Raw genomic sequence first — 22,045 nt, forward strand, 5'->3', positions numbered from 1 at the left:
CCACTGCCTGTAGGAGCGGACGATGTCCGCGATCACCGCACCCGACGCCCCCACCTAGGCGCAAGCACAAACACAACCACCCCACAAAGCATCACCCCCACACCACCCCACACACCCGGTGCAAAGTGCTCGTCGAAGACGAGCCACGACGTGGCGATACCCGACACGGGCACCAGCAACGACAGTGGCGCCACCGTGGCCGCCGGATAGGTCTTCATCAAGGTATTCCAGACGGAGTAGCCGAAAATCGTGGTGACATACGCCTGGAAAAGGATCGATCCAACCGCAGCCAGCGTGACGCCATGGCCCAGCGCGACGAAGGGCGCGGCACCGCGCACCCAGGCGGTCAGCAGCAACAGCGCCGGGGCGGCGAAGGCACTCGACCAGACGATGAAGGCCAGCATGTCCGCCGGCTTGTATCGTTTCACCAGCAGGTTGCAGACACTCCAGCTGAGTGCGGCGAGTAGCACCAGCAGTGCGCCGCGCACGGTGGCAGCACCCTGCGTGTAGCCGATGACCAGCAGCAGGCCACCCACGGCGAGGACCATCCCGACGACCTGCGGCCGGTGGATCCGCTCGTCGAAGACCAACGCGCTCAGCAGCAGGGTGAAGAACACCGCGAACTGCAGCACCAGTGACGATAGCCCCGGCGACATCCCTTGGGACATGGCAAGGTTCACAACAAACCATAGCCCCACGCCGAACAGTATGCCGTAGCCAGCCACCGCAGCCAGCGGCACGTTCGCCGGCCGGCGAAAGAAGAAGATCAGCGGCAGGGCGGTCATGAGGAACCGCAGCGCCGTGAGCAGGAAGGGATCGAGATCGCGAAGGCCGACCTCGATCACCGAGAAGTTGCTGCCCCAGATCACGGTAACCAAGACACCGAGCAACAGGTCGCGCATACGCATCGTCAAAGCCCCTTAGGCCGGTGCCACACCGTCGTAGACGAAATCGTCGAAAGATGCGTGACGCCATGTATCGCCACGCACGTAATAATTGAGGACCACGGAAATTTTCTGTTCGCTCACCGTCGGCTCGCAATCATGAAGCACCTCCCTCCCCTTCATCACCAGAAGGGTACCGGCGCGGGCGTGGATGGTCCGTCGCTCCACCCACGCGCCCCGCGAAGGATGCGCGCGCGGTATCTGCATGCGCAGCGGCGCCTCGCGGTTGTCCGTCAGGAAGAGCAGTACCGTGATGCCGTTGGTGTCGTAGTGTTCGCCCAACGTGCCGCCCCCCGGCGGGTAGACCTTGATATTGACGTCCGACCGGGGATAAGGAGAGAGAACCGCCTCCTGGCTGGTCACCGCGGCGACCAGGGGCAGGATCGCCCGATAGACGGCCATCAGTTCCGGCAAGTGGCGGCGTACGTCGTCGCCCTCGAAGATGTGGTGAAGATAGCGGCCACCTGTGTCGCAGACTGCATCGGTTCCCCGCCCTTCGTGATCCACGAGCTTCACCTGGCCTGCATCGATGAGTGCGTTTATCCGCTCGACCAGCAGTGCGCACTGGGCCGCGTCCATGATCCCGTCCAGTGTCGTGGCGTAATCGTAGTGATACTCGCGCACGTGATCGTCCAGCCGAAATGCCTGACTCATTGCATTGCCCCCCATGAAAGGAAGCGGGAACGCTAGGACCCGGCCGAGGAGAGCGATATAGAAGAATTCTGAGTTTCAGGGGTACCCGCGTGAAACGTGACGTGCGCCACATTCTCGGCGGAACGCCGGCGTTTCGATGGCCGGCGCCGCACCCCTGAGCCTTACCTCACGTCAGTCCGCTTCATCCTCGAAGCGCAGGTGCTTCACGCTCCGCCCGTGCCGACGCACGAGTTTCAGGGCCTCGATACCTACCTTGATGTGCCGGTCGACGAAGTTGGCCGTGACCGCCGCGTCGCTGGTTTCGGTCTTCACGCCTTCCGGGATCATGGGCTGGTCGGAAACCAGCAGCAGTGCACCGCAGGGAATGTGGTTGGCGAAGCCGGCGGCGAAGATCGTGGCCGTTTCCATGTCGATGGCCATGCTGCGCGTGCGCCGCAGGTAGTCCTTGAAGGCCTCGTCGTGTTCCCATACGCGGCGGTTGGTGGTGTAGACGGTGCCGGTCCAGTAGTCGTGGCCCAGGTCGCGGATCATCGTCGATACCGCGCGTTGCAGCTGGAACGCCGGCAGGGCCGGCACCTCGGGCAGGAGGTAATCGTTGGACGTGCCCTCGCCGCGGATGGCGGCAATGGGCAGGATGAGGTCGCCGATGGCGTTCTTGCGCTTCAGGCCACCGCACTTGCCGAGGAACAGCACGGCCTCCGGCTCGATCACGCTGAGCAGGTCCATGATGGTCGCGGCATTGGGGCTGCCCATGCCGAAGTTGATCAAGGTGATGCCGTCGGCCGTGGCGTTGGGCATGGCGCGGTCGCGACCGCGTACCTCCACCCCGTGGTCGGTGGCGAAGCGCTCGACGTAGTGGCCGAAGTTGGTCAGCAGGATGTGCCGGCCGAAGGCCTCCAGGGGGGTGCCCGTGTAGCGGGGCAGCCAGTTGGAGACGATCTCATTCTTGGTTTTCATGGGGAATCCGGTTGCGCGTGCGCCGGCGGCGGAGGCCACCTTCACGGTCCGACGGCGCGGTTACCGGCGACGCCACGCCGGCGGAGTGCCAAATTCAATCGGCGGAGTGTAGCATCCGGCCCAGCGGAGGACATGGGACGCAGCGGGCGTTTCGGGCGCCGCGAGGCTTTGCGGCCGTGGATGGGAGGGTGCCGATGCGAATCGGAGTGGCGATCGATGCGGCCTGCGACGTGCCGCGTGAATTCATCGAGCACAACGGCATCGCGGTCATGCCCGTCACGGTCAAAGTGGACGGCCAAAGCTTCAAGGACGACCGCGACCCCGACGAGATCCGGCGTTTCCTCGACCAGAAGCTGGGCAGCCGCAGCCACTCGGCAGAAACCGAGGCCAGCTCGGTCGAGGATGTGCAAAACCTGGTGCTCGATCACATGGTGGCGCGGTTCGACTGCGTGGTCTGCCTGACCATCATGGCCACGCGCAGCCCGATCCACGACAACGTGATCAAGGCCAGCTTCGCCATCCTCAAGAACTACCGGCCCCTTCGCGAGGCGGCGGGACAGACGGGTCCGTTCCTGATGCGCGTCGTCGACACCCGCACTATCTTCGCCGGCTCCGTGCCGGCCATCGCCGAGACGGTACGCATGATCCGGGCGGGCAAATCGCCCGCCGAGGTACGCGAGCGCGCCGCCCACATCTCCGACTGCTCGTACGGCTACATGCTGCCGCGGGACCTCAACTACCTGCGTTCGCGTGCGCGCAGCAAGGGCGACCGCAGCGTCAGCTTCCTGACGTCGATGCTGGGCAGCGCCCTGGACATCAAGCCGATCCTGCGCGCCCACCGTGGCGAGACCGGCCCGGTCGGCAAGGTGCGGGGGTTCGAGCACGGTGCGCAATCGTTGTTCGAGTACGCGTCACGCCGCGTGCAGGCGGGGCTGCTGGTGCCGTCGCTGTCGCTGAGTTACGGCGGCGACCTGGACGACATGCGCAACCTGCCCGGTTACCATCCGCTCACCCGTGCCTGTGGCGATGCCGGTGTCGAGATCCTTGAAAGCCCGATGAGCATCACCGGCATGGTCAACGTCGGCGAAGGCGCGATGACGCTCGGCCTGGCCGGCGAAGACCACGTTGCCGAGTTCTGACCGTGCACGGCCGGCACATGGTCCTCGTCGCCCTGGCCATGCTGGCCAGCGACGCCACGCGCGCGGAGACGGTCTACAAGTGCATGGCATCCGGCCAGGTCATCTACCAGCAGACCCCATGCCCGAAGACCCAGCAGCAACAGATGATCCGACTGGCCGATCCCGCGCCGGCAGCCACGCGTAGTGCACCCCCGGCGGTGGACATGCCCCCGGTCGGTGAGACGGCACCGGCGCCGGATACCGCGCCGTCCACGATGCCCGACGCGCCACCGCCCCACCGCTACGGCTGCATCCGTGCCACCGACGGCACGCCGTACACGCGGTCGGACGGCAACACCGAGCCCTATCTCGCGCCGTCGGGTGTGGTCGGTGACTTCGGCGGCACCCTCGGCGAGGCCTATAGCGGCCGCAACGCCGCCATCGCCTCGGCGCCGGAGCTCAATCGTGGCAAGGGCAGCGTCGGCGTGCTCACCAACACCAACTACATCTGGGTGCAGGACACCTGCCGTCGCCTGAGCCTGGACGAGACCTGCCGTGTGCTGCACGACGAGGCGGACGCCAACCGCAAGGCCTTGCGCAACGCCTTCAAGAGCGACCGCCCGCCGCTGGAAGCGAAAGATGCCGCGCTGAGCCGGCAACTGGCGGGCTGCGGCTGATCGCCGGCGCGATCAGAACCCGTAACGCAGGAACCCGCCATCCACCGCGACGATCTCGCCGGTGACGTAGCTGGAGGCCGGCAGGCAGAGGAAGGCCACCGCACCGGCGACCTCTTCGGGTTCACCGATCCGGCCCATGGGCGTGCGATCGAGCACCTCCTCGAGGTATTCCGTGTCGGCCAGTGCGGGCTCGCTGCGCTGCGTGCGGATGTACCACGGCGCCACCGCGTTCACCCGGATACCGTCCTCGGCCCATTCGACGGCCAGGTTGCGAGTCATCTGGTGCAGCGCGGCCTTGGTCATGCCATAGGGGGAGCCCGTACGCACGTGTGTCATGCCGGACACCGAGCCGACGTTGACGATGGCCGCATTGGCATACTGGATCAGGTGCGGATAAGCGGCCCGGCTCATCTCGAACGCGGAGAAGACATTCAGTTCGAACAAGGCGCGGTATTCGTCGGCCTCGTAGTCGAGCGTGGCACGTGGCGTGTTGCCGCCAACATTGTTGACCAGGATGGAAAGGTCCACGTCCAGGTCCACCACCCAGTCGAACACGGCGAGGCGGTCTTCCTGCTCGGCAAGGTCGGCCGCCATGCCGAGGATCTCGACATCGGGACACTCGTCGGCCAGCTCGTCGCGTACTTCCTGCAGGACCAGTTCGTCACGGGCGACCAGCAGCACATCGGCGCCGAGTGCGGCCAGTTCGCGCGCGCAGGCATAACCGATGCCCTTGCTCGCGCCGGTGACGAGTGCGGTGCGCCCGTCGAGGCGCCAGCTGGAAAGTCGTGGATGCATGAAAGGTCTCCGTCGTTGAGCGCATCCTACAAGGTATGCTCCGGGGATGGACGTCCAGACTCCCCTGCTCTCGATCGACCGGGCCACCGTGGTGCGCGACGGTCGAACACTGCTCGATGCGCTGTCGCTGGTCATCGCCGAAGGGCAGCACACGGCCATCCTCGGGCCCAACGGTTCGGGCAAATCCACCCTGGTGAAGCTGATCGAGCGCCGGCTCTATCCGCTGGTGCATGCGGATCGCTCACCCGTCGTGCAGGTCTTCGGTCGCGACCGCTGGAACGTGGCCGAACTGCGTCGCCTGGTCGGCGTGGTATCCGCGGACCTGCGCCGCGAGTTCGAGGCATCCAGCGATACGGCGATGGATGTGGTGCTTTCCGGCTTCTTTGCCGCGACGACGCTGGGCCTCGATCACGAGGTGAGTGACACGATGCGTGAAGGCGCCACCGAGGCCTTGCGACGCGTCGGCGCGAATCATCTCGCCGACCGCGACGTCAGCACCCTCTCCACGGGCGAGGCCCGCCGTGTACTGATCGCGCGCGCACTGGTGCATCGTCCCCGCGCCCTGCTGCTGGACGAGCCCAGCGCCGGACTGGACCCCGGCACACGGCGGCGCTTCGTCGAACTGCTGCGCCAACTGGCCCGCGAGGGCACCACCCTGGTGCTGGTCACCCATCACGTCGAGGAGATCGTTCCGGAGATCGACCAGGTAGTGATGCTGCATGACGGCGCACTGTTCGCGCAGGGTCCGAAAGCGGCGCTGCTGACGGACGCACGGCTTTCGGCGTTGTTCGACTGGCCCATCCAGGTGCAGTGCACCGGCGGGTTCTACGGCACGCGATTGCGCTGACACCGCCTGCGCGAGAGACTCCGGGGCGTCTCCCGAGGAGTTGCCTGCCATGAACCGTGCCGCTTTACCCGTGTTGATCGCGCTTGCCTGTGCGGGATGCTCGAAGCCGCCGGCACCTGCCCAGGAGCCGCCGGCGCCGCAGGCGCGCGTGCACACGCCCTGGGACTCACTCGAGGCGCAGAAGAAAAAAGCCCAGGACGTGCAGAACACGGTCGACGCCCAGGCCAAGGCCCAGGACGCCGCGCTCCGCGCGCAGGAGCAATAAGCCTTACCGCGGCGAGCAGAAGCAGTAGGCGTAGACGTTGGGCTTGCCCGCCTCCGCCGTGCGGAACAAGGCGAACTCCGGTGCCAGCTTCGGCAACATCGCCACCCAGGACGGCAGGCGCACGCCCCATGACATCGCCACGTGCGCCTCGGTGCTGTCGCCGACGTTGGTCAGGAAACGCTCGAACGCGCCCATCGGTTTCTCGGCATAACGCACGTGGACATCCTTGCCCAGATGGGCCTCCTGCGCCGCATCGCGGATCGCATCGTCGAGGTTGCCGAGCTTGTCGACCAGGCCGCGCTCCAGCGCCTGCTGGCCGGTCCAGACGCGACCCTGCGCGATAGCGTCGATGGACGCGAAGTCCTTGCCGCGCGCCTTCGCCACGTTGCCGACGAAATCGCGGTAGCCCTTGTCGATGATGCTCTGGATCAGCACGCCGACGTTCGGGTCCAGCGGGCGGGTGACGTCGAACGCGCCGGCCAGCGGACCGGTCGCCACGCCGTCGCTCTTCACGCCCAGCTTGGCAAGGGTGTCGGGCACGGTGAAGAACATGCCGAAGATGCCGATGGAGCCGGTGATGGTGTTGGGCTCGGCATAGATGCGGTTGGCATTCATCGAGATCCAGTAGCCGCCGCTGGCGGCCACGTCGCCCATGGACACCACCACGGGAATGCCTGCGGCGCGGGTGAGTTCGACCTCGCGGCGGATCTGCTCGGCGGCATACACCTCACCACCGGGCGAGTTCACGCGCAGCACCAGTGCCTTCGTGCGGCCGTCGTTACGCACGCTGCGGATGAGCGCGGCCGTGGAGTCGCCACCGATCGAACCCTGCGCCTGCTTGCCGCCGGTGATCTCGCCTTCGGCGACCACCACCGTGACGCCGTCGCCCGTCGCCAGCATGTCCGCGTTGGACAGGCCGCGATCGGCCAGGTAGCCACTCAGGTCCACCTGGCGGAAACCCTGTTCCTTCTTGCCGGCCGGTACGCCCTGCTTGCGCAGCATCTGCACGAACTGCTGCTCGGTGGCGATGCCGTCGACGAGTTTTTCCTCGACGGCCAGGTCGGCCAGGCTGCCCTTGGCATCGCGCACGCGATCGGCAAGGTCGTCCACATCGGCGCGCAGCGCCGCGGGGTCGAGGTGACGGCGGGCCGCCACCTCGTCGATCCACGTGGACCAGAGGCCGCCGAGCCAGAACGCGTCGGCTTCCTTCGATTCCGGCGAAGCGTGATCGAGGATGAACGGTTCCGCCGCGCTCTTGAACTGGCCGACGCGGAACAGGTGCACCTGCACGCCCAGGCGGTCGAGCAGGTCCTTGTAGAACAGGCGGTAATTGGCCAGGCCCGTGGCCATGACGCCACCCTGCGGGTCGATATAGACCTTGTCCGCATGCGAGGCGAGGTAGTACTGGCTCTGGTCCAGGCTGGCACCCCACGCGAGCACCGGCTTGCCGGTGGCGCGGAAGCGGTCCAGCGCGGCGCCCACCTCACGCAGCGAGGCGAAGCCGCCGGCCTGGAGGCGGTCCGGCCGCAACACGATGCGGGTCACGTGCGCGTCCGTGGCGGCGGCGTCGATGGCGCGCACCATGTCGCGCACCTGCACCTGCTTCACCGCGTCGCCCGACATGCGGCCCAGCGCGCGGGACAGCGGATCGGCGCTGTACTGCTCGACCAGGGCGCCCTCGGGCGCCAGCACCAGCACCGTCTGGTCGGTGACCCGGGCACCGCGGCTGCCGACGAACAGGCCCAGCAGCACCAGTGCGAGCAGGCCGAAGAAAAACACGTTGATGACGATCAGCCGGGTGAGGTTGATACCCCGGCCCAGGGTGCGCATGAAGCGACCGAAGCCACCGCGACGCGTCGCCGCCGGCGGCACCGGGGGAACCGGCTGGGGGCGATCGGGCAGGGGCGGGGGCACGGCGTCGTAGCGATCCGACATCTAAATGGCTTCCTTGATGATGGTGTGCAGCGTAGCGCGTCGGGTCGTCGGCATCACGTGTGGAAAGACACGGGCGCCACATTGTCCGGATCGTCGCGCCAGCGGGCCCGGGCGCTGCTGCGCCAGAACCGCGCGAACAGCAACACGGCGGCCATGCTCAGACCGGCGATCAGGCCCATCCACATGCCGCGGGCGCCCAGCTGCTGGGGAAATGCCAGCCACCAGCCGATGGGCATGCCCACTCCCCAATAAGCGAACAGGGTGATGACCATCGGCACCCGGGTGTCCTTCAGGCCGCGCAGGGCGCCATTGGAGGCGACCTGGATGCCGTCGGAAAACTGGAACAGGCCGGCCAGGACGAGCAGCTGCGACGCCATGGCGACCACCGCGGGATCGCCCGTGTAGAGGCGCGCGATGGGGCCAGGCAGGAGCAGCATGATGCCGGACGACACGCATTGCGTGACCAGCACCAGCACGATGCCGGACATGCCCGCGTAGCGCACCCCGGCGGCATCCCCGCGACCGGCGGCGTTGCCGACCCGCACCGTGATTGCCATGGACAGGCCCAGCGGGATCATGAAGGCCACCGAGGCCACGTTGAGGGCCACATGGTGGCCGGCCGTCACCGTCTCGCCCAGCCGTCCGATCAACAGCGCCACGGCGACGAACAACCCCGCCTCCATCAGCAGCGTAATGGCCATGGGCACGCCGATATGCAGCAACTGGGCGATCTGCCGACGGTCCGGCGGGGCCATCCGCTGGCGGAGGTTGAGGTCGCGGTAGTTGCGGTGGCGGAACACGTAGATGCCGAAGCCGATCGTTTCCAGCCAGAGCACGATCGCCGTGGCGATACCGCTGCCACGCGCGCCCATCGGCGGGATGCCGAGCTTGCCGTACATCAGCACGTAACCCAGCGGCGCCAGCACCAGCAGGCCGCCGAAGCTGAAGTACATGGAGGGACGGGGCATGGAAAGCCCCTCGGACAGCCCGCGCAGGGCGAAATAGGTGGTGAGCGCCGGCGCCGCGAAGCAGATCGCGTGCAGGAAGGCGCGCACGTCCGCCCGCATGGACTCGACCACGCCGAACACGTCCATCAGCGGCGAGGCGTGCCACACCGCCACGGCCAGCAGCAGGCCGAGCGCCCAGGCGATGTACAGCGCCTGGTGGAACACCGCGCCTACCTCGCCGCGACGCCCTGCCCCGTCGAGCTGGGCGACCGTGGGCGGCACGGCCATCATGGTGCCGATGCCGGTGACGATCGCCAGCACCCAGATATTGGCGCCGGTGACCACGGAAGCCTGCGTATGCGCACCCTGGTGACCGGCGAGCACGGCGTCGACGACGTTGGTGCCGATGGCGGAAAGCTGCGCGGCGATCATCGGCAGGGCCAACCGGACGGTGGCGCCGATCTCGCGACGGGCGCGGGCGCGGTCGAGGGACATGGGAGGGCAATGACGTGTGGGCCGTCCATTGTAGCGTCCCCCGTGCGATCATCCGACCCCGCAGGGGACAAGGGGAACCTACGGAATGAACGATCTCGAGCCATCGGCCGGGCGGATGTGCGCAAACTGCGGCACGCCGCTGCAGGGCGAGTTCTGCCACGCGTGCGGCCAGTCCATCGGAAGCGTACTGAAGCCTGTCTCGCACATGCTGGAAGACGCGGGCGATATCTTTTTCCACATGGACGAGCGCATCGTCCATACGCTGCCGCCGCTGTTCAGCCGGCCAGGCTACCTCACCCTGGAATACTTCTCGGGCCGCCGCGTGCGCTATGTCGCGCCGTTCCGCCTGATGTTCGTGTTCTGCCTGCTGGCGTTCTTCCTGCTGCACCTGGCCATCGGCGACACGAAGTTCGGCAGCAACGACGGCAAGCCTGCCCCCGCAGGCGCCCTGGAAGCCTTTGCGTCGGCAAAGACCGCTGACGAGGTGCACACCCTCTACGACGACCAGATCCGCGAAGTGCATGACGCTCGCGACGACCCGGTCATGCCCGCTGCAGCCAAGGCCGGCCTGGGCATGGCGGCCGGCGTCATCCGCCAGGCCGCCAACGCGCGCCTGACCCAGCTGAACGCGGCGCCCCTGCCCGACCAGGCCGACGAGCCCCTACCGGAGGCGAGACGCACCGGCGAACAGAAGGTGGAAAGCTGGTTTGGCGATCGGACCAAGATGGACATCGCCTGGCTGCCCGCCCCCGTCAACCGGCGCATCGACACCGCGCTGGCCCACTTCAAGGCCAACCTTATCCCCGTGCTCAACGGCGGCGAGCAGCGCCAGGAAGCCATGCACCGGATCATCGAAGGCTTCTTCTCGGTGCTGCCCCAGGCCATGTTCGTGATGGTTCCGCTGTTTGCGCTGATCCTCAAGCTGTTCTATGTGTTCCGGCGCCGGCTGTACATGGAACACGTGATCGTGGCGCTGCACAGCCACGCGTTCCTGTTCCTGTCGCTGATGGCACTGACCCTGCTCGGCTTCGCACGGACCGCGATCCAGCCCCACCTCGCCGTGGGTGGCAGCCTGATCGGCTTGGTGCAGTTCGCCCTTTGGGTATGGATGCCGGTCTACCTGCTGCTGATGCAGAAACGCGTCTATCGGCAGGGCTGGGGCATCACCCTGCTGAAGTACTGGCTGATCGGAAGCCTGTATTTCTGGCTGCTGCTCGTCGTCGTCGCGGTAGCCTTCCTTATCGGCATGAGCCACTAGGATTTTTTCCGGCCCGGCAGCGGTTGTACACAGGCGCGGCAAACCCTTCGCTTTTGTCAAGGTTTTGCGGAAGCTTTGTGAACGCCCACCATGACCAATTTGCAAGCTACTGAAAATAAAGTGTATTTCAGTCTGGTTAAAATGTACGCAAGCTAACCGGAAGGGCCTAGCCATGCGCCTTGGGCACCCTCCATCCGAGGCTCATCCACAGACTTATCCACAGCGCTTGTGGATAACATGGAAACCCCTCCGACGGCGGGCACTTACCTGCGTTTCCTCGCCGCCGTGGTGCCAATGGGGTCCAAGCCCATGGTGAACTGGTCAAACCTTGACCAGCGGAATCGGCACACACCGGTAAACTAGGCCTGGCATGACACTCGTTCTTCGCGTCGCCTTACCGGTACCCCTGCTCACCCTCTTCGATTACCTGCCACCGGCGGCAGGCGAAGCGAGGGCGGGCTCGCGTGTGCGCCTGCCGTTCGGCCGCGGCGAGATGGTAGGCATCGTCGTCGACCCCGCCGCTGAGGCCGCGGTGGGGGTCAAGCGGCTGAAACGGGTCAGCGAAGTGCTCGACGACGCCCCGCTGCTGGACGCCGAACTGATGGCGACCCTGGCCTGGGCAGCGGATTACTGGGCCGCCGCGCCGGGCGAGGCCTTCGCCAATGCCTTGCCCCTGGCGCTGCGCGAGCCGCGCGCCCTGCCCGCCACCGGTCGCGAGACCTGGTCCCTGACGCCCGAGGGGCACGTGGCCCGTGAGGCCAAACGCCGCAAGGGCGGCTCCGCCGCGCTGCTGGACGCGCTGCGTGAGGGCCCCCGGGCCGCCGACGAGCTGGGCCTGGCCCTGCCGGACTGGCGGGCTGCCGCACGACGGCTGGCCGAGGCAGGCCTGGTCGTCCGGCAGGACGACGACGATGCCGGTCCCCTGCTGACCCGTGCGCCCGGCCCGGCGCTGAGCGACGAGCAGGCCACCGCGGTGGCGGCCATCGCCGAGGGGTTCGGCGGGTTCCAGCCCTACCTGCTGGACGGGGTCACCGGCAGCGGCAAGACCGAGGTCTACCTCGCCCTGATCGAACGCGCGCTGGCGGAAGGCAAGCAGACCCTGCTGCTGGTGCCGGAGATCGGCCTCGCGCCGCAAACGGTGCGCCGCCTGCGCGAGCGCCTGGGCGTGGCCATCGAGGTGCTGCACTCGAACCTGGCGGAGGGCGAGCGCGCCCGTGCCTGGCTGCGGGCGCGCAACGGCAGCGCCCGTGTCGTCCTCGGCACGCGTTCGGCCGTGTTCACCCCCCTGCCCGCCGCCGGCCTGATCATCGTCGACGAGGAGCACGACGCCTCGTACAAGCAGCAGGAAGGCTTCCGCTACCACGCACGCGACCTGGCGTTGGTGCGTGCCCGCGCGCACGGCGTACCGGTGGTGCTCGGTTCGGCCACGCCCTCGCTGGAAACCCTGGGCAACGTCGCCGCCGGCCGCTACCGGCGGCTGGTGCTGAAGGGCCGGCCGGGCGCGGCCCAGTCCACGCGCGTGCAGATCGTCGACATGCGCGCCCAGCGGCTGGACCACGGCATGTCGCCCACCCTGATCAACGCCGTGGCGGCCTGCGTCGAGCGCGGCGAGCAGGCGCTGGTATTTCGCAACCGGCGCGGCTATGCGCCGGTGCTGCTGTGTTATGACTGCGGCTGGCACGCCGACTGCCCGCGCTGCGACCGGCCCATGACCCTGCACGCCGGCCGGCGCCGCCTGATCTGCCACCACTGCGACAACATCACCGCCGTGCCCACGGCCTGCCCCGCGTGCGGCTCGGCCAACATCAGTCCCCAGGGCCAGGGCACCGAGCGCCTGGAGGAAGCCCTCGTCGAGCGCTTCCCCGACGTACCGGTGGTGCGCATCGACCGGGAAACCACGCGGCGCAAGGATGCCTTCGGCCAGATCCTCGACAACCTGCGTGAAGACAAGCCGGCCATCCTCGTCGGCACGCAGATGCTGGCCAAGGGTCACGACCTGCCCAACCTCACCCTGGTGGCCATCGTCGGGGTGGACGAAGGCCTGCACAGTGTCGATTTCCGTGCCAGCGAGCGCCTGGCCCAGCTGGTGGTCCAGGTGGCCGGACGGGCCGGCCGCGCGAGCAAACCCGGCAGCGTGCTCCTGCAGACGCACCACCCCGACCATCCGATGCTGCACGCCCTGCTGCGCGGCGGTTACGCCGCAGTGGCGACGGAGCTGCTCGAGGAACGGCGGCTCCTCGAGCTGCCACCGCTATCCCATCAGGTGCTGCTGCGCGCCGATGCGCATGGCCGCGCCGAGGTGGACGAGTTCCTGGCCCAGGCGCATGGGGCCCTGGGCGATCCGGCCGACCTGCGCGTCGCCGGCCCCATGCCCGCGCCCATGCCACTGAGGGCCGGGCGCCACCGTGGGCAGCTGCTGGTCGAAGCCGGCACGCGCGCACGGCTGCACGGCTTCCTGCGGCCCTGGCAGCAGGCGCTGGTAGCCTTGCCCGCGGCACGCAAGGTGCGCTGGTCGCTCGACGTGGATCCCATCGACCTGTATTGAACTTGCTGAACCGATACGTGCGGATGCCTGTCCCTTCACGCCGAACGGCGCGACAATAGGGGTCTTATCAGGTAACGGAACCCTCAACGTGACCACTCAGCTCGAGCAACTGCGCAAGATCACCACCGTCGTGGCCGATACCGGCGACATCACCGCCATCGCCAAGTACAAGCCGGAAGACGCGACCACCAACCCGTCCCTGCTGCTGGCCGCCGCCGGCATCCCCGCGTACTCGGGCTACATCGACGAAGCCATCGACTGGGCGAAAAGCCAGGGCAACAGCCGCGACCAGCAGCTGACCGACGCCGGCGATCGTCTGGCCGTGCTGGTCGGCCGCGAGATCCTGAAGATCGTGCCGGGCCGCGTGTCCACCGAAGTCGACGCCCGCCTCTCCTTCGATACCAACGCGTCCATCGAGAAAGCCAAGCGCCTGATCGGCTTCTACGAAGACATCGGCATCAAGAAAGAGCGCATCCTGATCAAGCTTGCCTCCACGTGGGAAGGCATCCGCGCCGCGGAGAAGCTGCAGAAGGAAGGCATCAACTGCAACCTCACGCTGCTCTTCAGCTTCGAACAGGCCGTCGCCTGCGCCGAAGCCGGCGCGTTCCTCATCTCGCCCTTCGTCGGTCGCATCTTCGACTGGTACGTGGCCAACACCGACAAGAAGACCTACGAGCCGGCGGAAGATCCCGGCGTGCAGTCGGTCCGTCGCATCTACGACTGGTACAAGCTGCACGGCTACGAGACGGTCGTGATGGGCGCCAGCTTCCGCAACATCGGCCAGATCCAGGCCCTCGCCGGCTGCGACCGCCTGACCATCTCGCCCAACCTGCTCAAGGAACTGGAAGAGAACACCAGCGACCTGCCGGTCGCGCTGAAGGACAGCGGCCGCCGCGAAGACAAGCCGGGCCGCATCGACGAAGCCAAGTTCCGCTGGGGCCACAACGAAAACGCCATGGCCACCGACAAGCTCGCCGAAGGCATCCGCAAGTTCGCCGTCGACCAGCGCAAGCTCGAAGAACTGCTGGGCGCGAAGCTGTAAACCTCGCTCACCGCTGGACCATAAAAGGGGCCGACCCACGTCGGCCCCTTTTTCATGCGCCCGCCAGCGCACAATGAATGTAGGAGCGGACGATGTCCGCGAACCCTAAACACTCCCTATTACAAACGAAGCCGCACCCCCACACCCCTGCCGGCGTTTCCGAACGCAAAACGAAATGAATTCGCGACATCGTGCGCTCCTACAACCGCGACGCCTGTTGTAATGAAAGGCATCGGTCGTTATAGGCGCGTTGAGGGTTTCGCGGACATCGTCCGCTCCTACACATGCAAGCACATGCCACGGCAAAGTTTCAGCGGCGGAGCTTGAGGCGCATCAGTCGCTTTATAGTCGAACCATACGGCGGCCTAAGCATCGCAGTTACATCGAAACGTGCCTGGCTGTAGACCGGCCGCGCATGACTGAAAGTAAGAAACCCCGTCTTGCCGTGATACGCACCCGACCCCGACGCACCGATACCGCCGAACGGCAAATCGTCCATCGCCAGGTGCATCACCGTATCGTTGATCGTGACGCCACCGACCACCGTGCGCGACAGCACGCGCTCCTGCTCCGCCACATCGTTGCCGAAATAATAAAGACTGAGCGGCCGTTCGTGCCGGTTGACGTACGCGATGGCGTCGTCGATACCGTCGTAGGGCAACACCGGCAAAATCGGCCCGAAGATCTCGTCGCGCATGACGTCCATCGTGTCGTTGGCGTTGAGCACCACCATCGGCGGGATGCGGCGATCTGCGCTGGCAGCGACCGCGCTAACGTCAACGTCGACGGGCACGGCAAGCTCCGTGTCGGTGGGAACAAGCATGCGCACAGTCGCACCGCCAGCACGCGCATTGTCTAGGTAACCCATCAATCGCGCATGATGCCGATCATTAACGATCGATGTGTAGTCCGGACTGTCCCACCACCTCGGAAACATCACCCCCGCCGCACGCGAGAGCGCAGCGACGAACGCCTCGACACGATCGCGCTGTACCAGCGCATAATCCGGCGCCACGCACATCTGCCCCGCATTGAGCGTCTTGCCGAACATCAATCGTCGCGCTGCGAGGTCCAGATCGGCATCGCGACCGACGATGGCCGGCGACTTGCCGCCCAGCTCCAGCGTCACCGGCACGAGGTGCTCCGCCGCCGCACGTACGATGTGCTTCGCCACCGAGGTGGCACCGGTGAACAGCAAATGGTCGAAGGGAAGCCGGGAAAACGCCTCGCCCACGTCCGGACCGCCGGTCACCACCGCGATCTCGGTGTCGGCGAACGCGGTGCCGATCATCTGCTGCATCAGCGCCGAACAACGCGGCGTGAGTTCGGACGGCTTGATCATCGCGCGGTTGCCGGCCGCGAGCACCCCCGCCAATGGCGCAAAGGTGAGGTTGAACGGGAAGTTCCACGGCGAGATAACGCCCACCGTCCCCTTGGGCAGGTAGTCCACCCACGCCCGTGCACCCAGCAACGCGAGCGGCGCGGGCGACACCGCGCGGCGCTCGCGGCGCATCCACGCCCGCACATGGCGCTTTGCGTGCTTCAACGGTTCTATGGACGCCGCCACATCGGTGAACAGCGAGGCATCCACGCTGCGGTGGCCGAAGTCCTCGCTCAGCGCCTGGGTGATGGCGTCCGCGTGATCGACCAGCAGGCCGATGGCACGATCGAGGCGGTCGATGCGCGTCTCTGCCGAAGGCGGGCCTTCGGCGAGCTGGGCGGCTTTCTGGCGGTCGAGAATGTTCTGCATCCGGCCAGTGTAAGCCCGGATGCGTGATCAGGTGGCGGACGCAGACCAGCCACCACCCAGGGCGCGGATCAGCTGCACGCTGGCGCGCAGCTGGCGGGTTTCCAGGTCGATGACGTTGCGGCGGGCATCCAGCGCGGTCGTCTGCGCCTGCACCACGTCCAGGTAGCCCACCGCGCCTTCCCGGTAGCGGTTCATCGACAGGTCGACCGATCGCTGGGCCGCATCGGCGGCGGCGCGCTGGTCGACGAGTGCCGCACCCAGGTCGCGCAGCAGCGTGAGGTTGTCCTCGACCTGGGCGAAGGCATTGAGCACTACGTCGCGGTAGCGCGCGCCGGCTTCGTCGGTGGCGGCCTGCGCCTGTGCGACCACGGCCTTGCGGCGACCGCCGTCGAACAGGTTGAGCGCCAGCGTCGGCCCGATCGCCCAGAAACGGTTGGGCGCCGTGGCGATGCTGCCCCACGACGAACTCTGCCAGCCACCCTGCCCGTCCAGCGTCAGCTGCGGGTAGAACGCGGATTTCGCCACGCCGATGCGCGCGTTGGCGGCGGCCGTGCGTCGCTCTGCCGCCGCGATGTCCGGGCGACGCTGGAGAATGAGCGACGGCACCTCCAGCGGAAGGGTCGGCACCTTGACCTGCCCGTCGTCGGCCGCGAGCTGGAAGTTCGAGGCCGTATCGCCCACCAGCACGGCGATCGCATGCAGCACCAGGCTGCGTTGTGCCTGCGCCTGGGTCAGCTGCGATTTCGCGCTGGATAGCTGGGTCTGTGCGCGCGCCACGTCCAGGCCGGAGGCGATGCCGCCGTCATGCCGGGACTGCGTCAGCTTCAATGCCCGGGCGAACGCGTCGATGCTCTGCTTCAACACGGTGACCTGCCGGTCGAACCCGTTGAGTTGCAGGTAGCTGTCGGCAAGCTGCGCCTGCAGGCTGAGGCGCGCGGCGGCAAGATCGTCCGCGGCGGCTACCTGCTCGGCCTTGCCCGCGGTGACGGTATCGCGCACGCGCCCCCACAGGTCCACCTCATAATCCAGCTGCGCACCGATCGTGTACGCGTTGTAGTACGACGGCGACGTGGCACCGCGCAAAGGCCGGGTGTCCGACTCGCGGTTGCGCGTGCCGTTGGCATTCAGGCCGATCTGCGGGAACAGGCCTGCGCGCACCTGGCGCAGAACGGCTTCGGACTGTTCGTAATGCGCCAGCGCGGCGGCGAGGGACGCGTTGTTGGCCAGCAGCTTCACTTGCAGCGCATCGAGTCGGGCATCCCCATAGAGGGTCCACCAGCTATCGCGCGCCAGGCGATCGGCGGGCTTCGCCTCCGTCCACGGCGAGACTGCATTGGCGTACTGCGGTGCCACGGGCACCTCGGGGGCCCGGTACGGCGGCGCCAGCGAACAGGCCGTCATGCCGACGGCGACGAGGGCCACCAGCGCTACCCGCTCAGGCCGGCGCATGATCACCCTCCGCCTTCTTCGGCGCGTTCACCCGCACGGTGTCGCCATCTGCCAGCCCGTCCGGCGGGCTCTCGATGAGACGATCGCCGCGGGCGATCCCGGAGGACAGCTGCACGGTCTTGCCCATGTCACGCGCGACGGTAACGGTGCGGAAGCTCACCTTGTCGTGCGCATCGAGCACCGCGACGCGCAGCCCCCGGTCGTCGAATACCAGCGCGCTGGCAGGAACACTGAACAACGCGGCGTTACCGGGCAGGTCGAAAGTCACACTGGCGTAGGCACCGGGCAGCAGCGCGCCTTCGGCGTTGTCGACGGACACCTGGACCAGCGTGGTGCCCGTGGCCGCATTGATGGCGGACGACGAGGATTCCACGATACCCGTGAAGGTACGCCCCGGGTATTCCGGCACGGTGAGCTTCACGGTCGAGCCCCGCTTGATCGACGGCGCGTCGTTCTGCGGCACGTTGACGTACATGCGCAGCTTGCGCGTGTCCGAGACGACGAACAGCTCCTGGCCCCCTCCACCCGCATTGATCAGCGCACCCACATCCGTCTCGCGCGCCGTCACGGTGCCGTCGAACGGCGCGGTGAGCCGGGCAAACCCCTTCAGCGCCTGGATACGTTCCAGGTTGGCCTGCGCCGCGGTGGCGAGCGCATGCTTGGCCTCGTAGTCGCCCGTTTTCTCATCCACTTCCTGCCGGGAGACGGAATCGGAATCGCTCATGGATTTCCAACGCTTCGCCGTGGTCTGCGCCAGCGCCTCGTTGGCGCGCGCACTGGCCAGGTCGGCCCGCGCCTGCAGCAGCTGCTGGTCGAGATCCGGCGTTTCGATCTCGGCCAGCACGTCGCCGGCCTTCACCTTCTGGCCGATGTCCGCTTTCCAGTACTTGAGGTAGCCGCTGGTGCGCGCGTAGATCGGCGCGCGGGCATAGGCCTGCAACCGGCCGGGAAGATTGAGCTCGCCGCCACCCTGCCCGCCCTGCGGCTCGACCACATTCACCGTGGGCACGGCCTGCTCGTCCGTCCAGGCGCGCAGCTTGTGCGAGTCGTTGGCGCGCGTGGCGATGCCGGCGACGACGATCGCCAGCACCACGATGACGGCGATGATGCCGACGATGCGCAGACGACGCGGCGGTGGGGTATGCAACGTATCAGGCGACATGGACAGGCTCTCCGGAGGGCTTCGCCGGTGGTGTGGGGGACGCATGGCCGCGACGGCCGTGGATGATGCTGAAAACGACGGGGACGAAGAGCAGCGTGGCGATCGTGGCGAAGATCAGGCCACCGATCACCGCGCGGCCGAGCGGCGCGTTCTGCTCACCGCCCTCGCCCAGGCCCAGCGCCATCGGGCCCATGCCGATGATCATCGCCAGTGCGGTCATCAGCACCGGACGGAAGCGGACGAAGCCGCCCTCGAGCGCTGCGGCGGTGGCATCGCCGAGTTCGGCCAGGCGCTCGCGACAGAAGCTGACCACCAGGATGGAGTTGGCGGTGGCCACGCCCATGCACATGATCGCGCCGGTCAACGCGGGTACCGACAGCGTGGTGTGCGTGGCGAACAGCATCCAGACGATGCCGGCGATGGCTGCGGGCAACGCCGTGACGATCACGAACGGGTCGCTCCACGACTGGAAGTTGACCACGATCAGCAGGTAGATGAGCACGATGGCGCCGAGCAGGCCGAAGATCAGCCCGGAGAACGCGTTGTTCATCGTCTGCACCTGGCCGAGCAGGGCCACGCTCGACGCCTTGGGCAGGTCCTTTTTGTGCGCGTCGATGATGCGCTGGATGTCCGCGGCCACGGCGCCCAGGTCGCGATCCTGCGTAGTGGCGTAGATCTCCACCATCGACTGGATGTTGTACTGGCTGACCACCGCGTTGGTGGCCGTCCGCTCGATGGTGGCGAAGCCACCGAGGATCTGGGAACCCGCCGTGCCGCTGCTGGGCGTGACCGGCACGTTCTGCAGGTCGGCCAGCGAGTCCATGGCGTATTGCGGCGTCTGCATCACGATGGGATACGACACGCCGTTCTGCGGATTGAGCCAGTAGGTAGGCGCGATCTGGCTGGAGCCGGCCAGGTTCACGCCCAGGCTGCTGGTGACGTCGCGCGCGGTGATGCCGACCTGCTGGGCCTGGCTGCGGTCCATGTTCACGTTCAGCGTGGGGTTGGCCTGCGATTGCTGGATCCGCGCATCGGCTACGCCGGGCACGCGGCGGATGTCACGCAACAGGCGATCGGCGTAGGCGAAGTTGGCCGACAGGTTGGGGCCGCGCACCTGCAGGTCGATCGGTGCCGGCGAGCCGAAGTTCAGGATCTGGCTGATGATGTCCGCGGGCGGAAACGAGAACGTCGTACCCGGAAATTCCCGCGGAAGTTTCTCGCGCAGCGTGCGGATGTAATCGGCCGTGGGCGCGTGCCCCTCGTTCAATGCAATCTGGATGTCGCCGTCCTGCGCACCGATGGTGCCGGTGTTGTTGTACGCATTGTTGATACCCGAGTTGGACAGGCCGATGTTATCCACCAGCGTCCCCAGTTCTTCCCGCGGGATGATGCGGCGCACGGCGTTGCTTACCTGGGCAAAGATGCGCGCGCTTTCCTCCACGCGCGAACCGACCGGCGCCCGCACATGCATGAGGATCTGGCCGGAATCCACCGACGGGAAGAAGTTACGCCCCAGCATCGGCACCAGCCCGAACGACAGCACCACGAACGCCATGAAGACGATCACGAACACCTTGCGATGGGCGAGCGCCATGCCGAGCAGCCCGTGGTAGCGCTCGCGAACCGCCTCGAAGCGTGACTCGAAACCCCGCTGGAAGCGCACCAGCGGATTGCGCGACGGCGCCTTGCCCTCGCCATGCGGATCGTCGTGCGTATGTGGATGCAGCAGGTACTTCGCCATCGTCGGCACGAGCGTGCGCGAGAGGATGAACGACGCGATCATCGCGAACATCACCGCCTCGGCCATCGGCACGAACAGGAAGCGCGCCACGCCGTTGAGGAAGAACATGGGCACGAACACGATGCAGATGCACAGCAGCGACACGAAGGCCGGGGTGACGATCTGCGCGGCGCCGTCGAGGATCGCCGTCTCGACGTCCTTGCCCTGCTCCAGGTGCCAGTTGATGTTCTCGATGGTCACGGTGGCGTCGTCGACCAGGATGCCCACCGCCAGCGCCAGGCCACCCAGCGTCATGATGTTCATGGTCTCGCCGAACGCCGATAGTCCGGCGATCGAGCCCAGGATCGACAGCGGGATCGACGTGGCGATGATGACGGTGGAGCGCCAGCTGCCGAGGAAGAGCAGGATCATCAGGCTGGTCAGCGCGGCGGCGATCACGCCCTCGCGCGCCACTCCCTCGATGGCACCGCTGACGAACAGCGACTGGTCGCCGATCGGCTTGATCTCCAGCGAGGGAGGCACGGATTCCTTCAACCCGGCAACGCGGTCCTTGATGCCCTGGATGATCGCCAGCGTGGAGGCGGAGCCGTTCTTCAGCACCGTCATCAGCACCGAGCGGTTACCGTCGACGTGCACGATATTGGTCTGCGGCGGTGAGCCGTCGCGCACGTGGGCCACGTCGCGGATATACACGGTAGCGCCGTCCACGGTCTTCACGGGCAGGTTGCCCAGTTCGTCGATCACCGAGGGCGCGTTGTTGAGTTGCAGCGTGTACTCGAACCGGCCGATCTTCTGCGTGCCCACTGGCGTGATCAGGTTCTGCGCGGCCAGCGCGTTGGCCACATCCTGCGCGGACAGCCCGCGCGCCTGCAGCGCACCGGGATCGATGTCGATCTGCACCTGGCGCGTCTTGCCGCCGAAGGGGTACGGAATGGCCGCGCCCGGCACGGACGTCAACTGCGGGCGGATGACGTTGAGGCCCAGGTCGCCCAGGTTCTGCTCGGTCAGGCCCTTGCCGGACAGCGCCAGCTGGATGATCGGCACCGTGGAGGCGCTGTAGTTGAGGATGAGCGGCGGCGTGATGCCCGGGGGCAGCTGTTTCAGCAGGGTCTGCGCGACGGCGGTGACCTGCGCATTCGCCGTGCGGATGTCCACCGTCGGCTGGAAGAAGATCTTGACGATGCCGAAGCCCTGGATCGAATTGGCTTCGATGTGCTCCACGTCGTTCACGGTCGTGGTGAGCACCCGCTCGAACGGCGAGGTCACGCGGCCGGCCATCTGGTCGGGCGGCAGGCCGGTGTACTGCCACACCACCGCGATCACCGGAATGCGAATGTCGGGAAAGATATCCGTCGGCGTGCGCAGCGCCGCCAGCGGACCCACGATGAGGATCAACAACGCGAGGACGATGAAGGTATACGGTCGCGTGAGTGCGATCCGGACGATGCCGATCATGGGAAAGGA

At 67.0% G+C, this 22,045-nt stretch carries 17 protein-coding genes; 7 read left to right on the plus strand and 10 right to left on the minus strand.

The features are described 5' to 3' along the window. Nucleotides 1–32: 32 nt before the first annotated feature. The 3 genes from ACVKN3_RS05260 to ACVKN3_RS05270 all read right to left on the minus strand — a co-directional run bounded on the left by ACVKN3_RS05260 (nt 33) and on the right by ACVKN3_RS05270 (nt 2,555). Entirely contained in the window at nt 33–908 is an 876-nt protein-coding gene (locus ACVKN3_RS05260) for an EamA family transporter (protein ID WP_354513721.1), read from the minus strand. A 12-nt stretch (nt 909–920) separates the two neighbouring features. Then, complete coding sequence (locus tag ACVKN3_RS05265; protein ID WP_354513720.1) at nt 921–1,598, minus strand: hypothetical protein; 678 nt, start codon at nt 1,596–1,598, stop codon at nt 921–923. A 171-nt stretch (nt 1,599–1,769) separates the two neighbouring features. Then, complete coding sequence (locus ACVKN3_RS05270) at nt 1,770–2,555, minus strand: AMP nucleosidase (protein WP_354513718.1); 786 nt, start codon at nt 2,553–2,555, stop codon at nt 1,770–1,772. 194 nt (nt 2,556–2,749) lie between these two features. Between ACVKN3_RS05270 and ACVKN3_RS05275 the strand changes: the two genes are divergently transcribed. Together ACVKN3_RS05275 and ACVKN3_RS05280 are read left to right on the plus strand one after the other, a co-directional pair. Then, nucleotides 2,750–3,694 carry a DegV family protein gene (locus ACVKN3_RS05275; protein ID WP_285404151.1) on the plus strand — a complete coding sequence of 315 codons (945 nt, stop codon included), beginning with the start codon at nt 2,750–2,752 and terminating at the stop codon, nt 3,692–3,694. Nucleotides 3,695–3,711: 17 nt separating this feature from the next. Continuing rightward, nucleotides 3,712–4,350 (plus strand): DUF4124 domain-containing protein, encoded by a 639-nt coding sequence (locus ACVKN3_RS05280; protein ID WP_285404152.1) that lies wholly within the window; start codon nt 3,712–3,714, stop codon nt 4,348–4,350. Between the two features lie 12 nt (nt 4,351–4,362). On the opposite strand, the gene ACVKN3_RS05285 is transcribed toward ACVKN3_RS05280, so the two are convergent. Then, a complete protein-coding gene (locus tag ACVKN3_RS05285) occupies nt 4,363–5,145 on the minus strand; it encodes an SDR family oxidoreductase (protein WP_354513716.1) in 783 nt (260 codons plus the stop codon). 46 nt (nt 5,146–5,191) lie between these two features. Between ACVKN3_RS05285 and ACVKN3_RS05290 the strand changes: the two genes are divergently transcribed. Together ACVKN3_RS05290 and ACVKN3_RS05295 are read left to right on the plus strand one after the other, a co-directional pair. Beyond that, nucleotides 5,192–5,992, plus strand: a complete 801-nt coding sequence (locus ACVKN3_RS05290; RefSeq protein WP_354513714.1) for an ABC transporter ATP-binding protein — start codon at nt 5,192–5,194, stop codon at nt 5,990–5,992. A gap of 49 nt (nt 5,993–6,041) precedes the next feature. Next, complete coding sequence (locus tag ACVKN3_RS05295; RefSeq protein ID WP_036138147.1) at nt 6,042–6,257, plus strand: hypothetical protein; 216 nt, start codon at nt 6,042–6,044, stop codon at nt 6,255–6,257. 3 nt (nt 6,258–6,260) lie between these two features. Here the strand turns inward: ACVKN3_RS05295 and sppA are convergent, their stop codons facing one another. Next, the gene (gene sppA / locus ACVKN3_RS05300; RefSeq protein ID WP_285404157.1) at nt 6,261–8,192 is read right to left on the minus strand and encodes a signal peptide peptidase SppA; all 1,932 of its coding nucleotides are present in this window, start codon (nt 8,190–8,192) and stop codon (nt 6,261–6,263) included. Nucleotides 8,193–8,245: 53 nt separating this feature from the next. Continuing rightward, nucleotides 8,246–9,634 carry an MATE family efflux transporter gene (locus ACVKN3_RS05305; protein ID WP_285404158.1) on the minus strand — a complete coding sequence of 463 codons (1,389 nt, stop codon included), beginning with the start codon at nt 9,632–9,634 and terminating at the stop codon, nt 8,246–8,248. A gap of 85 nt (nt 9,635–9,719) precedes the next feature. Here ACVKN3_RS05305 and ACVKN3_RS05310 point away from each other — a divergent pair, with 85 nt between their 5' ends. From ACVKN3_RS05310 to tal, 3 genes are all read left to right on the plus strand, one after another. Next, entirely contained in the window at nt 9,720–10,892 is a 1,173-nt protein-coding gene (locus ACVKN3_RS05310) for a DUF3667 domain-containing protein (protein WP_354513711.1), read from the plus strand. Between the two features lie 370 nt (nt 10,893–11,262). Beyond that, nucleotides 11,263–13,437, plus strand: a complete 2,175-nt coding sequence (locus tag ACVKN3_RS05315) for a primosomal protein N' (RefSeq protein ID WP_354513709.1) — start codon at nt 11,263–11,265, stop codon at nt 13,435–13,437. An 88-nt stretch (nt 13,438–13,525) separates the two neighbouring features. Continuing rightward, on the plus strand, nt 13,526–14,479 hold the full coding sequence (gene tal / locus ACVKN3_RS05320) for a transaldolase (protein ID WP_285404161.1): 954 nt from the start codon (nt 13,526–13,528) through the stop codon (nt 14,477–14,479). 310 nt (nt 14,480–14,789) lie between these two features. On the opposite strand, the gene ACVKN3_RS05325 is transcribed toward tal, so the two are convergent. The 4 genes from ACVKN3_RS05325 to ACVKN3_RS05340 are packed head-to-tail and all read right to left on the minus strand — an operon-like array spanning nt 14,790 to nt 22,036. Continuing rightward, a complete protein-coding gene (locus ACVKN3_RS05325; RefSeq protein WP_354513707.1) occupies nt 14,790–16,229 on the minus strand; it encodes a coniferyl aldehyde dehydrogenase in 1,440 nt (479 codons plus the stop codon). Nucleotides 16,230–16,256: 27 nt separating this feature from the next. Further along, nucleotides 16,257–17,678 carry an efflux transporter outer membrane subunit gene (locus ACVKN3_RS05330; RefSeq protein ID WP_354513705.1) on the minus strand — a complete coding sequence of 474 codons (1,422 nt, stop codon included), beginning with the start codon at nt 17,676–17,678 and terminating at the stop codon, nt 16,257–16,259. After that, nucleotides 17,665–18,840: an efflux RND transporter periplasmic adaptor subunit gene (locus ACVKN3_RS05335; RefSeq protein WP_354513703.1), complete on the minus strand. Its 1,176-nt coding sequence runs from the start codon at nt 18,838–18,840 to the stop codon at nt 17,665–17,667. Before ACVKN3_RS05335 ends, ACVKN3_RS05330 begins: the two co-directional genes overlap by 14 nt. Next, nucleotides 18,830–22,036: an efflux RND transporter permease subunit gene (locus ACVKN3_RS05340; RefSeq protein WP_354513701.1), complete on the minus strand. Its 3,207-nt coding sequence runs from the start codon at nt 22,034–22,036 to the stop codon at nt 18,830–18,832. The genes ACVKN3_RS05335 and ACVKN3_RS05340 overlap by 11 nt, the downstream gene beginning before the upstream one ends. Nucleotides 22,037–22,045 lie beyond the last annotated feature (9 nt).

The sequence above is a fragment of the Luteibacter sp. PvP120 genome, from assembly GCF_054055715.1.

Excerpts from the sequence above, each read along its gene's own strand:
- ACVKN3_RS05260 (WP_354513721.1), bottom strand. The coding sequence starts at position 908 with ATGCGTATGCGCGACCTGTTGCTCGGTGTCTTGGTTACCGTGATCTGG.
- ACVKN3_RS05265 (WP_354513720.1), bottom strand. The coding sequence starts at position 1,598 with ATGAGTCAGGCATTTCGGCTGGACGATCACGTGCGCGAGTATCACTAC.
- ACVKN3_RS05270 (WP_354513718.1), bottom strand. The coding sequence starts at position 2,555 with ATGAAAACCAAGAATGAGATCGTCTCCAACTGGCTGCCCCGCTACACG.
- ACVKN3_RS05275 (WP_285404151.1), top strand. The coding sequence starts at position 2,750 with ATGCGAATCGGAGTGGCGATCGATGCGGCCTGCGACGTGCCGCGTGAA.
- ACVKN3_RS05280 (WP_285404152.1), top strand. The coding sequence starts at position 3,712 with ATGGTCCTCGTCGCCCTGGCCATGCTGGCCAGCGACGCCACGCGCGCG.
- ACVKN3_RS05285 (WP_354513716.1), bottom strand. The coding sequence starts at position 5,145 with ATGCATCCACGACTTTCCAGCTGGCGCCTCGACGGGCGCACCGCACTC.
- ACVKN3_RS05290 (WP_354513714.1), top strand. The coding sequence starts at position 5,192 with ATGGACGTCCAGACTCCCCTGCTCTCGATCGACCGGGCCACCGTGGTG.
- ACVKN3_RS05295 (WP_036138147.1), top strand. The coding sequence starts at position 6,042 with ATGAACCGTGCCGCTTTACCCGTGTTGATCGCGCTTGCCTGTGCGGGA.
- sppA (WP_285404157.1), bottom strand. The coding sequence starts at position 8,192 with ATGTCGGATCGCTACGACGCCGTGCCCCCGCCCCTGCCCGATCGCCCC.
- ACVKN3_RS05305 (WP_285404158.1), bottom strand. The coding sequence starts at position 9,634 with ATGTCCCTCGACCGCGCCCGCGCCCGTCGCGAGATCGGCGCCACCGTC.
- ACVKN3_RS05310 (WP_354513711.1), top strand. The coding sequence starts at position 9,720 with ATGAACGATCTCGAGCCATCGGCCGGGCGGATGTGCGCAAACTGCGGC.
- ACVKN3_RS05315 (WP_354513709.1), top strand. The coding sequence starts at position 11,263 with ATGACACTCGTTCTTCGCGTCGCCTTACCGGTACCCCTGCTCACCCTC.
- ACVKN3_RS05325 (WP_354513707.1), bottom strand. The coding sequence starts at position 16,229 with ATGCAGAACATTCTCGACCGCCAGAAAGCCGCCCAGCTCGCCGAAGGC.
- ACVKN3_RS05330 (WP_354513705.1), bottom strand. The coding sequence starts at position 17,678 with ATGCGCCGGCCTGAGCGGGTAGCGCTGGTGGCCCTCGTCGCCGTCGGC.
- ACVKN3_RS05335 (WP_354513703.1), bottom strand. The coding sequence starts at position 18,840 with ATGTCGCCTGATACGTTGCATACCCCACCGCCGCGTCGTCTGCGCATC.
- ACVKN3_RS05340 (WP_354513701.1), bottom strand. The coding sequence starts at position 22,036 with ATGATCGGCATCGTCCGGATCGCACTCACGCGACCGTATACCTTCATC.